We start from the raw sequence: 14,924 nt of genomic DNA on the forward strand, positions 1-14,924 counted from the left end.
GTGCAGAAGTGGCATATAGCGTCATAAAAGAAAACGATTTGTTTCTCGTTACGGATTTATCCGGCGATATATCGACTGATTCTACGGAAGGCTTCGGTTTATATACGAAAGATACGCGGTTTCTCAGCCATTTGAAGTTGACCGTTAATGGGGCAAAGCCGATTGTCCTTGCATCTGAGTCTGACCGGAACTATGTCTCGAATATTGTGCTTACGAATCCGGATATCAAAGATGGAGAAAAGCTATGGCGTGAATCCGTCGAGATTAAGCGGACGCGATTTATCTATAAGGGCATTCTCTATGAAACGATTCGCGCAACCAACTTCAACCCACATCTTCAACGTTTCAGCATTGAGCTGGAGATTGATGCCGATTTCCAAGATATGTTTGTCATTCGCGGATTTCAAGAGGGCCACTTCGGACAGAAGACAGGGGTCCGACAACTGGCGTCGGGGTTTTCTATCGATTACGGTGGGGTTGACGACGTAAAGCGGTCGCTACTCGTCGAGTGGATGGAAGCGCCGGGCCAAGTCACTGTTTCGAATGACGGAGCGAGGATCGCTTATTATATGGATTTGGAAGCGGGGCAATCGGCATCGATCGATCTGTTCTTTGTTCCGGTCATCGATGAAACCTACCCCGAGCGCCATTCGCATGCTGATGCTATACAAGAGCTACAGCGCATGTATGCGGATTGGGAGCAAAGATCGACAGGGGTGGCCAGTAATCATCCGGTTTTCGATAGCCTCTATCGGCGCGGTTTGTCGGATATCAGGGCGTTGCTCACGGATCTCGGTTTTGGCTTGTTTCCTGTGGCCGGCTTGCCTTGGTATGCTGTACCGTTCGGACGCGACAGCCTGATCACGGCGTTGCAGTTACTACCTGTTCATCCCGAAATCGCCAAGGGCACCATTATGACGATGGCTCGCTATCAAGGTGAAAAGTCGGATAGCTGGCGCGACGAGCAGCCGGGAAAAATTATGCACGAGATACGCGATGGCGAGCTAGCGAATACGAACCAGGTGCCGTTTAAACCGTATTATGGTACGGTAGACGCAACGCCACTGTTTCTGATCCTGATCGGTGAATATGTCAAATGGACCGACGATATACCATTGTTTGAAGAGATGATGCCCAACATCAGGCGGGCGCTGGAATGGATCGATACATGTGGCGATTTGGATGAAAGCAGCTTTGTGACATATAACAAAGAATCCGCCAAAGGGATTAAGAATCAGGGGTGGAAGGACTCGTCCAATTCCGTAGTACATCGCAACGGAGAATATGCGCAAGCTCCAATCGCTCTCGCCGAAGTGCAAGGATATGTCTATCAGGCTAAGACGACGATTGCGGAGCTTCTCCGCACGATGAAGCCGTATTCGAACGATAACAAAATGATCGCCTGGTCCAGCAATCTTATCGCCGAAGCTGAGGAGCTGTCGAAGCTGTTCGAGAAGGAATTCTGGGTGGAAAGCGACCGATTTTATGCGCTGGCACTCGATTGCGGCAGAGAACAGGTTGAAACTGTTACTTCGAATCCTGGACACGTGCTCATGTCCGGCATGTTGAATCCGGATAGGGCAGCAGCAGTCGCCGACAAACTACTATCAAAGGAAATGTTCAGCGGTTACGGAATTCGGACGATGGCAGAGGGCGAAAAGGGCTACAATCCGATCAGCTATCATAACGGAAGCGTTTGGCCGCACGATAACTCACTGTGTCTAATGGGACTGAATCACGAAGGCTTCCATAAGGAAGCGGTGACCGTTATAGAGGGCTTACTTGCCGCCAGTTCTAGCTTTGAAAATCATCGCCTGCCGGAACTGTTCTGCGGTTATTCCGCGGATAAGGGCACGCCGATTCACTATCCTGTCGCATGCTCCCCTCAGGCGTGGGCAGCCGCTACACCTTTCGTGTTTATTGAAGTTATGCTCGGTATGCAGCTTGATTATATGACGCGACAAATATCGCTTCATCCCATGTTGCCTGTGGGAATGGACTGGCTCTCCGTCCGCAGGCTTCGTCTTGGTAGCGGTGTACTGGATGTGGACGTTAAACGGCGCAAGGAAACATGTGATTATCACATTTTGGAAAATACGACAGGTTGGACTGTCGTTTCGCATTAAAGAACGAAGTGTTGCAGGCATGCAGATCGTCTACCAGCGTTTGAAGTACACCCTGTCAAATTGATAATACAAATAATATAAGACGGTTAAGCGGCCTTGGTCCATGGGACTGAGGCCGCTTATTTTTTGCCTGAAGTCACTCATTTTTGTGAAAATTGATGTAAGTATCCTACAACCCAAATAACTACAAGAGCCGGTAAAACCTACCCCAAGCGCGTCCGTTCCTGTTTCAGCTAACGTCTTCTCCGCTGAAATGATGCTGCCGCTATACGACGTGACGAAGGTCAAACCAAGAGCCAATACTATAGACCTGTAAAGAGATTTGTTGTTCATAATCATTACAACCTGCCTTTTTAAATTATTTTTTGTCATTTACTAAATGTCTTTCTAAACATAGCATTATTTAGATGTTCAAATATTAATGGATATATACAATGTCACTATCACTTGTTGACTACCCGTTGATATCATATTCCTCGATCGTAAACCAATCACGATGTAAGCGATCCAGTCACCTCAACGGTCATAATATTATGAAAAAACTCCCTTTTCTCCCTATTTACAATTCCACTACTCGGTGTTACTATATAGTGGTACTAAGCAATACAGAGTAGCATTGGAGGATTTAAATGGATAACCTAACAGAAATGCTGAAAGGAGTTTTGGAAGGCTGTGTACTTGAAATCATCAGCCGGAAAGAAACCTATGGGTATGAAATCGTAAAAACGCTAAATGCGCTCGGTTTCGAAGATGTTGTTGAAGGAACGGTCTACACCATCTTGATACGGTTAGAAAAAAATAAACTCGTCGATATCGAGAAAAAACCGTCCGAAATAGGACCACCAAGGAAATTTTATAGTTTAAATGAGGAGGGATGGCGGGAACTGTCCATGTTTTGGGAGAAATGGGGATATGTTTCGTCAAGACTTACCCAACTGAAGGAGGATAGCCGTGTATAAGAACATGCTCGCTAAATTTAAAGATTTACGTGAACAAAAAAAGGCTTATAAAGAATGCGTGAAACGTTCAAAAGCGCTTCCGAACGATTACCGAGAAGTTTACAATATCGCATCGCGCTACATGCTGAACTTCTCAACTAACGATTCTAGCGTCATCAACCTGTTTCCCGAAATGCTTGACATGTTTGAGATGGGAGCTGCTGAAGGTCGAGATGTTCTGGAGATCGTAGGGAATGACGTAATGGCGTTCTGTGACGGGCTGCTCGAGGACGTTTCCGCTCAGACTTGGACAGGGAAAATGCGAGCCAAAATGAACGAGTCCATTCACAAAAAACTTGGAAGATAGGGGGGATTAGGATGACATCGAACAATTGGGCGATTGAAGTAATAGGCCTCAAAAAATCCTATAAAAACGTGGAAGTGTTGCGGGGGGTGGACTTCACTGTTCAGAAGGGTTCAACTTTTGCGCTTCTAGGGTCCAACGGCGCGGGTAAAACTACTATGATCAAAATTCTTGCCACCCTGCTCCAGCCCGACAACGGAAGTGCAAAGATTAATGGAGAAGATGTAACTAAGCAACCAGAGCAAGTACGTAAGGAAATCAGCCTGACAGGACAAAGCGTCACCGCAGACTATATCCTGACCGGACGCGAGAATCTGCGAATGATGGCCAAACTCCGCCATTTGCCCGATCCTGACAAACAAGCCGAGGAGTTATTACGTCGTTTTGACTTGCTCGATGCCGCCGATCGCCGAATCTCCACGTATTCCGGAGGGATGTGTCGGCGCTTGGATTTGGCCATGAGCTTACTGGGTAACCCTTCGGTCATTTTTCTTGATGAGCCGACCACCGGACTTGACCCGCAAGCGCGTCTTGCTATGTGGGATATGATCAAGGATTTAGCGAGATCAGGTGTCACTGTTTTTTTAACTACGCAGTATTTAGAGGAAGCTGACCATCTAGCTGATCAAATCGCGATCTTACACGAAGGTCATATCGTGGCAAGCGGCAGTCCCGCGGAGCTAAAAAATAGATTGCCTAAGGGTCATATCGAGCTTCGATTCGACAATGAAACAACGCTAAATCAAGCACAAGATCTGTTAAAGGAATTTAACGCGACTGCAGATTCGAACAATCTCACGCTCTCCGTCATTACAGACGGAAGTACGAGACAGATGATGCGTCTGCTAACGAAAGCTGCGGAAGCTGACATAGAAATTGCCGAGTTTGCGCAGAAACTGCCCTCGCTTGAGGATGTTTTTCTCGCGATCGTCACAAGCAAAAAGGAGGACTCCCGATGAAATTCATTCATTTTCTAGGCGATACCGCCGTTATGAGTGGGCGTGTCATTCGCCATTCCACACGTAGCATCGACACGATTATTACCGTCATCGCCATGCCGATCATGATCATGCTGCTCTTTGTTTACATCTTTGGCGGAGCGATGAACACCGGTGATGTAAGCTATATCAATTATATTGTGCCCGGAATATTGCTCTTTTGCATTGCCAGTGGCGTGGCTTATTCTTCTCTTCGTATCAATAACGATCTCACGAAAGGCATATTCGAGCGTTTCCATTCCATGCCGATTGCAAAAGCCTCTATTCTAGGCGGTCATGTGGTTGCTTCATTAGTTTTTAACGTCATTTCCTTGCTTGCCATTTTCCTTGTTGCCTTCGGAATGGGATTTCGGCCGAAAGCAGATGTGCTCGGTTGGGTATTAGCCATTGGTATTTTGTTGCTTAGCGTACTTGCGTTTACTTGGATTGCCGTCACCTTCGGCTTGCTTGCTAAATCATTCGAAGGAGCAGGAGTATTTTCTTACATTTTGATGTTACTTTTATTCGTTAGTTCTGCCTTTGCGCCGACCGACAGCATGCCTTCGGCTATACGCGTATTCGCAGAATATCAGCCCATGACACCGCTTATCGAGAGTATTCGTTCTCTTTTACTCGGAGGAACGGCAGATAAAACTACGCTTGTGGCGGTATTATGGAGTTTAGCAATACTTGCGTTTTTCTGGGCTTCCGCAATGCGAGTGTATAAACGGAGAATGAAATAGACGTAAAAAAGAGCCGGTGGCTTCTCGAAAGAGGGGGATACCGGCTCTTTGTGTGCACAGGCTAATTTTAAGATGCTGGCTGAATGGTGGGGTGAATATTTCTGTGCTATTCTAGAAATGTGATTTATATAAAATTTTTGTACATAGAATTAGAAGTACCGGTTTTGGTAATTAATTTTAATAGGCGAATGGGGAATGAATGATATTTTTTTAAAATGGGGGAGTAAGTTATAGTGATACCAAACGAAGCACAAAACAAAAAACATTGGAAACGGGATATAATTATCTTTCTAAGTAGTCAAACATTTTCGTTATTCGGTTCTGCTTTAGTTCAATATGCTATTATGTGGTACGTTACGCTTACAACAAAATCAGGTATGATGATGACATTATTTATTATTTGTGGATTCATTCCTACCTTTTTATTATCACCGTTTGCAGGTGTATGGGCAGACCGTTTCAACCGGAAATATCTTATTATGATAGCAGATGCCATGATTGCCTTTGTTACACTGATTTTAGCCATTACATTTTTGCTTGGTTATGATGAGATATGGTTGTTGTTCGCCATTGCTGCAGTTCGTGCGCTCGGAGCTGGGGTTCAATCGCCTGCGGTTGGGGCAATATTACCTCAAATTGTACCAGAGGATAAGCTGACGAAAGTAAATGGAATTAACGGAACTCTTCAAGCACTAATGATGTTTGTTGCACCTATCGTTAGCGCGTCATTGCTTTCATTGGCAACAATTGAGGTCATTTTCTTTATCGATGTTATCACAGCGGCGATAGCGATCTTTACATTATCTTTCTTTTTGAAAATACCGTTGCATAAAAAAGCGACTGATAAACAAACGACAAGCTATTTGGACGATTTTAAACAGGGATTAAGCTATATTAAAAACCACAGCTTTCTCAAAACTTTTTTCATTTTTTTCGCCTTTTTCTTCGTATTGATGGCACCGGCTGCATTTTTAACACCGCTACAAGTGACACGCAGCTTCGGAGATGATTATTGGCGATTAACAGCCATTGAAATTGCTTTTTCTATCGGTATGATGGCTGGCGGAGCAATTATTGCTTCATGGGGCGGCTTTCGAAACAAAGTATATACAATGACTTTTGCTAGCTTAATTATGGGTGTATGTACGTTCGCTTTGGGTATTGTACCTGTTTTTTGGATCTACTTGGTTATGATGGCTATTTTCGGCGTAGCTATGCCCGTCTTTAATACACCGACAACCGTAATGCTACAAGAGAAGGTAGATCCGGATTACTTGGGACGCATATTCGGAGTCTTTGGTATGATATCGACTTCCATGATGCCAATTGGAATGCTGATATTCGGTCCGCTCGCGGATGTAATTGAGATTGAATGGCTCCTTGTTGGAACAGGGGTGTTAATTGTAATACTGTCCATTATCTTCATTCGAAACAAACGTTTAGTTGAAGCTGGGATGCCTTTAATACAGGAAGCATCACAAGAGTAGAATTTTGCTAGAAGCGAGAACTTGAAACCCTTGTGTAGATAAAAAAAGAAGCTCTCCTAAAGTTCGATTGAACTTTATGGAAGGCTTTTCTTAATTAGAAAAAAGGAGACCGACAATGACTTATTCACAGATGTGGAACAACGCAGGAAATGAAGCTGAAATTCTTTATTTGGAACAGCAGATTATGGCCATCAAAAAAGAAATAAAACGAGCAAAAACCGCAGAACAACAGGAGATATTGGATCAAGCGAATCGCAAGTTGGCTGAATTGGAAGCGAAGCTGGATGAGCTAGAGGAGTAGGGGCTAACCGCCCCATCGTTGCATCAATATTTTGACAGCTTGAATATCGGCCTCGCAACCGTGCGAAGCCAATAAGCAAATACGGTCGTTCCGGTCCATGAGGTTCGCTTATTCTGTAAGTATTGATCGTTGATAATATAAGTCCGGGTGGAAGCAGGGCTTTTCAAACCGAACTTTTCCCACTCTGCAGGATCATTCGAACCTCCGAGCTTTTCAAGCATATTTTCCGACGCGATATTTATTTTAGAAGGAATTTGCTCGTAGGCTTCAGTGATTTGCGCATGAAATTCGTCGATTGGATTGCGGCTGGCAAGGCTCTCCAAGTGAATGCCTTCGCGAAGGTAAGAAACGTAAGCAAGATGGTCAGCCCAGAATTCGTCGATATAAAAAAGCCGTACCCGCTGCTCCGCTGGGCTCAACGGCTGCTCACCTTTCAAAATTCGCAGCCGCTCCGCGTATAGAATTCGCCTCTGATCCTCCACCATATCCGAATAACAGTTCAGTTCCTTGTGGATATCAAAGTTTTGGCCCATAACAATCCGCTGAATACTTGTGATCTTGCTGCTGAGCCCCGTCTCTTCAAGAGCCTCTTCCTGCCTGGGAGCGCGAACTGCTTTATGGATGCCGAAGCGAAGCAGTAACTCGTCCTCCAAGCTTACATAAAAAACGGAAGCTCCCGGGTCGCCTTGGCGACCGGATCGCCCGCGCAACTGGTCGTCGATCCGCACGCTTTCGTTCACATGGGTGGCAATTACGTACAACCCGCCTAGCTTTGCGATTACCTCCGCTTGCGCGGGGTCGACGCCGCCGAGCCGGATGTCGACCCCGCGTCCCGCCATATTTGTAGACACCGTCACTGCACCGGTTTCTCCCGCTTTGGCGATGATGTTTGCCTCTTCCGCATCGTTTTTCGCATTTAGAACATGGCAAGGTACGCCAGCAACCGCTAGTGCCTCTGCCAGTATGGCAGACTCTTCGACGCTTGACGTACCAATGAGAATTGGACGTCCCGTCCTATGGACGGAAGAGATTTCTTGTACGAGTGCCTTAAGTTTGGCTTCTTTATGGGTATAAATCCGGTGCAGATGGTCGATCCGGATGTTTGGCCGGTTCGGCGGAATTTGCAGCACCTGCAGCGCATAAATATCTTCGAAGTCCATTGCGGATGCATGAGCGGTAGCCGTCATTCCGCAAATTTGTGGATACAGGCTGATGAAGTGTTGAATGGTGATCGTCCCGAGGATTTTCCCGCCGGCTATGGAGTACAGCCCTTCTTTTGCCGTAAGCGCGGCTTGAAGCCCGTCCGGCAAATACCGGTTCTCCGCCACTCGGCCGGTGTATTCTTCGATCAGCTCGATTTTTCCGTCCCGGACGATGTAATCGACGTCTTTCTTTAATAACGATTCTGCATGCAGCGCGCAATTTAATGATGTCAGCAAGTGACTGTTATGGCTATCGTACAAATTGCCGCATCCCATCAGCGATTCCGCTTGCGCAGCGCCTGTTTCATTTAAGTAAACGTTCCGCTGGAACTCGTCGAAGTCGTAATGCTCATCTCGCTTGAGCTGCCGAGCTACTTCTGCGAAACGAAAGCCGTCGCTCCTGGAAGAGGGAGAATCACCGCTTATGACTAGTGGCACCCGAGCTTCGTCGAGAAGCAGCGAATCCGCTTCGTCGACGATGACGTAGTGGAAAGGACGATGCACGGTATCGGCTTCGTTTAGTGCAATTGTGTCGCGCAAGTAATCGAATCCCGCTTCTTTGGCCGTAACATAGGTTATATCCTTCGCGTATGCTTCCTGTTTCTCGGACAGGCTCATGCCCGCTTGAACCGAGTTTACCGTTAATCCGAGGAAACGATAGATCGGGCCCATCCATTCCGCATCCCTTTTGGCTAAATAATCGTTAAAAGTCAGCACATGAATGCCTTTGCCAGTCAGTGCATTTAGATATGCAGGCATAACAGCAGAAAGTGTTTTTCCTTCACCGGTATGCTGCTCGATCAAGAATCTCTCGTGCAGAGCGATGGCAGCCATGATCTGGACATCGTATGGATTTAATCCAAGCTTTCTCTTCGCTGCCTCGCATACTAACGCATAAGCAGCGATAAGCAGCTCATCCAAAGGTGTACCTGATTTTGCTTCCTTTTGTAGCCGGAGGGATTCCGCTAGAAGCTGCCCATCGTCCCATGCTTCCAAATTCCGTTTTCTGATGAGCTCCACTTTATCCTGATAAACTTTCAGCTTATTCTGGGTATCGCGGTCTTTGAATTTTTGCATCAATTTGACGGCTATATTCATAGAAATCTGATCTCCCCTCGGTAGAAAGACGCTTAGTTTTGAACAATATTTGCGCTGATCAGTCGGTTAACAAGTTCCTGGATTCAATCTACCAAAATATTCTATTAAATGCAATTTGGACAAAGGATAGAGACTATCGAAAACGTAAATCGGTTGCTATCGGGTGCATACATCTAGGTACTCTGTGATCTATTTTCTTCGAGTTCTTGGTTGTAGATTGTTGACTTACGATAATCTCAACCTCTGGAATATGCTCTAGTCTGTAGGCATAACGTCAGCCTCAGGTTTAACAAACGTAAACCGGTAACTCCACTTGCTCTGCTCCGGTTCATATAACCTTGCCGGCAGCCAGCGTTTAGAAACGGTAGCTCCTATTCAATCCCATCCGTTGCATTGAGATATGAATAGCATCATTATAGAGGTAAAGTACAAGAGGTACATGCAGGCTCCTGAATCCGAGTTAGGGGATTTGACACACGCATAAGCTGCTTTTACAATTGCCTATGAGTTGATAGACAGATGAGAGGAGGCATACGATATGGAAGCTATAGTAATTCAAGCCTGGCCGGAATGGAGCGGAACGCTGCGGAAGCGGAGCGGGGGGTGGAACAACACCACTTATTTTGTGGAAAATAGCGGTAAATGTGCAGTCCTTCGCATATATGATACACATAAGGACAGAAACAAGATTGAATTCGAGCATGCTGTGCTGCGGCAGCTTGGAACACGAGCTTTACCTTTCAAAGTACCTGTTCCTATTCTAACAACTACCGGTGAAACTATGATTCAGTTAGAGGAGAATGGTAAATTCGCCTGCTTGTTCCGATATATTGATGGAGAATCACCTGTGGAGGAAGAGGTTTCTTACTTAGAATCCTTTGGAGAGGTAACGGGTATTTTATCTGAAGTGCTGTCAGCTATTGATCCCGGCCTTACCCCGGTGTACCGGCCATATTATGAATTGCGGTCGTCCTATCCGTTATGCAGTGCAGAGGTCATCCGGGAACTGTGCCTGAATCCGCCGGAACCTTTTAAGGATCTGGGGGCTGAGCTAGTGATGCTCTACAGAGCTTATAGAAATATTACAGGTTCTCTGAATGAACTGGAGGGACTGCCTCACCAACTGGTACACGGTGACTTGAATGCCTCTAATCTTTTGGTAAATATAGAAGACCCGGGGAAGGTATCCTCGCTGCTTGATTTTGAGTTCTGTACATATGATTTGCGGGTCATGGAGTTAGCGGTTATTCTATCCGGGCTGCTTGGGCATGCGGAGGAGAAGAAGATGATTCGTGATTTCTGCAGGGGCTTCAGCCGTAGTATCCGCCTCACCCCAGCCGAAATCAACGCGATTCCAGTGTTGATGCTGCTAAGAAAAATCGATGTCTTTCTTCATTTTGTCACCCGTTATCTGGAGGGTACCGATGAATCCCGGGTACTTCATGAGCAGACAAAACTGCTGTCCGTAGATTTAGTCCAGCTGTCTGCAGGAACAGCAGAAATTCTAGTGATATTGCAAGAAGAGCAGGGAAGCGCATGCAGGCTATAGCTCATTTCCGTTATTAGGATGAACCGCCGCTCCCTTGCTGTTCAGGATTTCTTTATACACCTCAATCGCCAGCGCCCGTGACTGCTTAAGATCAACGATGGCATATGGTCTAGGCAGATGGATAGCTTTATCGGACAAAACTGCCAGCTCTGGCAGCCAGGTGCGTATATAATCTCCGCTCGGGTCATGAGTCTGGGACTGGGTTACCGGATTCATGATCCTGAAGTAAGGGGAGGCATCGAATCCGAGCGAGGAGCTCCACAGCCAGCCGCCACGGTTCAGCGCATTATCATAATCGCTCAGCTTCAGCCTGAAGTAACGCTCTCCGTAAATAAATGGACAGCCCAGATTTTTGGTAAGAAACATTGCGGTAATCATTCGCAGCCGGTTCGGCATCCATCCGGTTGTGTTCAGTTGGGTCATGGCGGCATCGATTACAGGAATGCCAGTTCTGCCCGAAGACCAAGCCTCAAAGTATTTCGTACCTAGCATGCTCAAATCATACACCTTCTCATAGCTGAAGAAATCAGCATCGAGCCGGGCTTGATACAGATAGAAATCCCGCCAGGCCAGCTGTCGCAGCCATTCTTCCCCGCCGGTTTCTTCTTCCGCCAGCCGAGTATACACAGTACGTGCTGAAATGGTACCCGTATTGAGGTACCGGCTGATCTGGCTGGTGCCCTCCTGTGCATACCTGTCACGGTTCACGTGATAATCCCGTAAATGCAAGTCTATAAATTGCTCAAGAGTATCGTTTACATCCATCTTCTTTCTTGAAGGCACTAGCTTTTCAAACTGAAGTTTAATCTCCTCAGGAATCTTGAAATCTTCGGCAATCTTGTCGTCCAGTGTAGCCGTTGACAGATCAGCCAAGGTCGAAGAATAAGGCGGATGAAAGCGCTCTGCCAAGTAGCTGCGCCAGCGGCGGTAGAACGGTGTGAATACCTTGAAGGGCTCTCGACGCCCGCACCAATCCATGAAATCTTCCAGATCACAGAGCATGCTGTCGTGAAAAATTTTGAAACGGATGCCGAGTGCAGCCGATGTATCACGCAGGCTCATGTCTCTTTTTAATGCATAAGGGGTGTAATCGGCATGGACCATCAATTCCTGTATTGGGTAGGTTTCGCTCAGCCTCTTGACAATAATATCAGGCTCGCCATAAAGAATATGTAGCTGCTTGCCCTCAGTGGCGTATTCCTGCTGAAGTCTTGAGACCTGCGTCAGAAAGTTTACCCCGCTATGCTCAAGATAGCGTTGTTTTCGCAGTAGAAAAGGCTCCAAAATCAACAGATGAAGGCTGCGAGAGCCAGAAGAACGTATAGCCTCAAAGACCGGAAGATCGCTAGTCCGCAGATCCTTGCGGTGAATGTTGAGAATCATCAGAAGTATTTCCTTTCTGTAATCTGAGGGAATAACCTCCTGTCCATAATACGATAGATTTGAAGTTTTGGCGATGAGCTGTCTATAGTGAACCAATTGGAGTCAGGAGATTCTGGTCATGGGCAATGCATCCACCATGGAAATTGTAGCAGGAGCTGTTCGAGCAGGGACGGACCAGCAGGATATAACCCAAAATGCGCATATACACCATAACTTAAACACAAAAAGCCTGCGCCAAGCGCAGACTCTTCATGTTTATTCTTAACCAATGGCTATCGGATTCCTGATATACGAAATCCAATCACTCCAGCTTCCTGCGTACAGTCGAACTTTTTTGTACCCGGTCTTCTTGTCGGGGGTCTCATTCTGACCGTGACACATGTCGAGCCTTATAATCGGCTTCGAATCATTTGGGATTTTGCTGCAACTATTGGATGCTTCGGTACTAACGATGTTCAACCGCAGGCGGGGGAAGAAAGTTGTAAAAATCTGATCTAGTAAACTTCGTGCATAGTGAGCATGCAAGGCAAATGAAGCTTCGTTTTGGCAGGCACAATCTCTGATACCCGGCGTTTCGATGCATTTATATGAGCTAAGCAGACTGAACAATAAAGAGTACATGTTCGGGAAGGACTTGCTGCAAGCCAAGTTGAAGAGAAACCATTTATTTTCTAAAAAGATTAAGTGTATACTGATTTATCCTTTTAATGTAGATAAAATGAATTTTTTTATTGTTTAAATTTTTTCTTCTTTATTTAAACTTTTTTCTGGTATATTATGCAATTATGAATTAAGAGTCTAATAAGTCTAAAAAAGGGAGTGGTAGAAGAAATGAAGAAAATTGTAAGTACTGCGATCGCTTTAATCCTATGTTTAAACAGTTCTATTAGCCTTGCGCAAACGGCGGTGAAGACCTCTGCCGATTTTACTGACCTAAAGGATCTGGATGCTGCGACGAAAGCCAAATTCGATGCCATGATTTCGGCAGGTATATTTGACGGCGTAACCGATACGACATTCGGGATAAAAGATGAAATGAACCGTGCACAGTTTGCCAAGGTTGCCGCGTTGATCACGGGTCTTAAAGTCGAGACTTCGTTGAAGACGTCCAGTTTCTCAGACGTTAAAGCTGATGACGCCGCCAATGGATATGCACTACCTTACATAGAAGCACTTAAAAAATCCGGAATTACAGATGGCTATGGAGAAGGTATATTCGATCCGGCCGGCAAGGTGACAAAAGAACAATTAGCTACATTCTTGGTTAGAATGTTAGGAAAAGATACAGAGGCAAAAGCCCTAACAGGAACTGATGTAACGGTATCCAATTGGGCGCAAGGTTATGTCGCAGAGGCATTATTATTGAAATTGTTACCTGCAGGTACTAATGGAACTTTCGGTGGAAAAACGAATGCAACGCGCGATCTGCTCCTTACAGGAGCGTATGAAGCCAAACAACAGTATGTAGCGCTGACAACACCAACACCAACAGCAACACCAACACCAATACCAACACCAACACCAACACCAATACCAATACCAATACCAACACCAACACCAACACCAACACCAACACCAACACCAACACCAACACCAACGCCAACGCCAACGCCAACGCCAACGCCAACACCAACACCAACACCAACACCAACACCAACACCAACACCAACACCAACACCAACACCAACACCAACACCAACACCAACACCAACACCAACACCAACACCAACACAAGAACCAACACAAGAACCAACACAAGAACCAACACATGAACCAACACATGAACCAACACAAGGACCAACACAAGAGCCAACAGAAGAACCAACACAAGAGCCAACACAAGAACCAACACAAGAACCAACGTTTAACATCGATGCCGTTGTGTTCGGACAATGAGCTATTACCGAATTGTCCTATCTCTTGATCGGGATACACCGAAAGGTCTAAACGAAGCAATGATGCCCTAAATAAATTTATCTATATCTTGTCCGTTTGCATTTTAAGATTTTAAAATCTTATTTTATGTATAGGTTTGTTGCCGCCATCCTTTGGCGGCTTTTTTGTACCCATTTTGAGAGGGGTGATTCATAAGCCAAGGACAAAAACAGAAAAACGACTGATTTTCGCTGCGATCACAATGCAAATTAGTGAAAATGATAACCGACATAAATTGAAGTTAACTCTTTGTTGATTGAGTGAATTTATTAAAGAATCATGGATTTTGTAATGGGTTCAAACATTTAGGGGCACCTTTAAATCTCATAATACAAAAAGGGGACTTTGCTAAGAATCTGAAAGTTTTGTACCTCTTACCTCAGATCTGAATTAGAAGTGTAAGTGCATGAATACCCATGGAAAGGGGAGAAAGAGCCTCGCCTTTTCAGCTTACATCGGCATGCGGTAACAAGCCGTACGACTCCTACTCGTCCATCTTAGGGATCGGCAAAGTCTAAGTCACTCGTACATCTGGCCGAGCAACAGTAGCCATACTTTCCACGATGTAGAATCCTGCGCTATTGGAAATATTCCCATTACTCTGTACTAATCCAACAAAGGTACAATCCCAGCACGAAGAGCCCGTGCAGGACGCGGGCTCTTCGTATTTAGTCTTTCCCAGTAGCCACCGGATTCTCCTCATACGAAATCCAATCACTCCAACTACCCACGTACAACTTCACATTCCTAAACCCAGCTTTTCCGAGCGCGAGCACATTCGGGCAGGCACTAACACCTGAACCACAGTACCCCTCTTACGA

12 protein-coding genes and 2 pseudogenes are annotated in these 14,924 nt (G+C 45.8%); 10 read left to right on the plus strand and 4 right to left on the minus strand.

The features are described 5' to 3' along the window. Positions 1 to 8: 8 nt before the first annotated feature. The 7 genes from MKY52_RS25445 (at position 9) to MKY52_RS25475 (ending at position 6,936) form a co-directional block, all read left to right on the plus strand. Complete coding sequence (locus tag MKY52_RS25445) at positions 9 to 2,126, plus strand: amylo-alpha-1,6-glucosidase (RefSeq protein ID WP_341054323.1); 2,118 nt, start codon at positions 9 to 11, stop codon at positions 2,124 to 2,126. Positions 2,127 to 2,755: 629 nt separating this feature from the next. Beyond that, positions 2,756 to 3,085: a PadR family transcriptional regulator gene (locus tag MKY52_RS25450; protein ID WP_042187640.1), complete on the plus strand. Its 330-nt coding sequence runs from the start codon at positions 2,756 to 2,758 to the stop codon at positions 3,083 to 3,085. After that, complete coding sequence (locus tag MKY52_RS25455; RefSeq protein WP_052404266.1) at positions 3,078 to 3,431, plus strand: DUF1048 domain-containing protein; 354 nt, start codon at positions 3,078 to 3,080, stop codon at positions 3,429 to 3,431. Before MKY52_RS25450 ends, MKY52_RS25455 begins: the two co-directional genes overlap by 8 nt. A gap of 11 nt (positions 3,432 to 3,442) precedes the next feature. Next, positions 3,443 to 4,387: an ATP-binding cassette domain-containing protein gene (locus MKY52_RS25460; protein WP_341054325.1), complete on the plus strand. Its 945-nt coding sequence runs from the start codon at positions 3,443 to 3,445 to the stop codon at positions 4,385 to 4,387. After that, positions 4,384 to 5,148 carry an ABC transporter permease gene (locus MKY52_RS25465; RefSeq protein WP_042187644.1) on the plus strand — a complete coding sequence of 255 codons (765 nt, stop codon included), beginning with the start codon at positions 4,384 to 4,386 and terminating at the stop codon, positions 5,146 to 5,148. Before MKY52_RS25460 ends, MKY52_RS25465 begins: the two co-directional genes overlap by 4 nt. Before the next feature lie 233 nt (positions 5,149 to 5,381). Then, a complete protein-coding gene (locus MKY52_RS25470) occupies positions 5,382 to 6,635 on the plus strand; it encodes an MFS transporter (protein WP_341054329.1) in 1,254 nt (417 codons plus the stop codon). Between the two features lie 115 nt (positions 6,636 to 6,750). Next, entirely contained in the window at positions 6,751 to 6,936 is a 186-nt protein-coding gene (locus tag MKY52_RS25475; protein WP_042187647.1) for a hypothetical protein, read from the plus strand. Between the two features lie 23 nt (positions 6,937 to 6,959). Here the strand turns inward: MKY52_RS25475 and MKY52_RS25480 are convergent, their stop codons facing one another. Further along, entirely contained in the window at positions 6,960 to 9,236 is a 2,277-nt protein-coding gene (locus MKY52_RS25480) for a preprotein translocase subunit SecA (protein WP_341054331.1), read from the minus strand. 538 nt (positions 9,237 to 9,774) lie between these two features. Here MKY52_RS25480 and MKY52_RS25485 point away from each other — a divergent pair. After that, on the plus strand, positions 9,775 to 10,785 hold the full coding sequence (locus tag MKY52_RS25485) for a phosphotransferase enzyme family protein (protein ID WP_341054333.1): 1,011 nt from the start codon (positions 9,775 to 9,777) through the stop codon (positions 10,783 to 10,785). Here the strand turns inward: MKY52_RS25485 and MKY52_RS25490 are convergent. Beyond that, positions 10,780 to 12,168 (minus strand): cryptochrome/photolyase family protein, encoded by a 1,389-nt coding sequence (locus MKY52_RS25490; protein WP_341054335.1) that lies wholly within the window; start codon positions 12,166 to 12,168, stop codon positions 10,780 to 10,782. The genes MKY52_RS25485 and MKY52_RS25490 overlap by 6 nt on opposite strands. Before the next feature lie 118 nt (positions 12,169 to 12,286). Here MKY52_RS25490 and MKY52_RS25495 point away from each other — a divergent pair, with 118 nt between their 5' ends. Then, on the plus strand, positions 12,287 to 12,433 hold the full coding sequence (locus MKY52_RS25495) for a hypothetical protein (protein ID WP_156114792.1): 147 nt from the start codon (positions 12,287 to 12,289) through the stop codon (positions 12,431 to 12,433). Here MKY52_RS25495 and MKY52_RS25500 read toward each other — a convergent pair. Next, a pseudogene (locus MKY52_RS25500) lies at positions 12,430 to 12,519 on the minus strand (sulfurtransferase); the annotation flags it as partial. The gene MKY52_RS25495 and the pseudogene MKY52_RS25500 overlap by 4 nt on opposite strands. A 480-nt stretch (positions 12,520 to 12,999) precedes the next feature. On the opposite strand from MKY52_RS25500, the gene MKY52_RS25505 reads away from it, so the two are divergent. Then, positions 13,000 to 14,064, plus strand: a complete 1,065-nt coding sequence (locus MKY52_RS25505) for an S-layer homology domain-containing protein (protein WP_341054337.1) — start codon at positions 13,000 to 13,002, stop codon at positions 14,062 to 14,064. A 707-nt stretch (positions 14,065 to 14,771) separates the two neighbouring features. On the opposite strand, the pseudogene MKY52_RS25510 reads toward MKY52_RS25505, so the two are convergent. Further along, positions 14,772 to 14,912: pseudogene (locus MKY52_RS25510) on the minus strand (sulfurtransferase); the annotation flags it as partial. Positions 14,913 to 14,924 lie beyond the last annotated feature (12 nt).

This window comes from Paenibacillus sp. FSL P4-0184, assembly GCF_038004625.1.
Lineage (GTDB): Bacteria > Bacillota > Bacilli > Paenibacillales > Paenibacillaceae > Paenibacillus_AQ.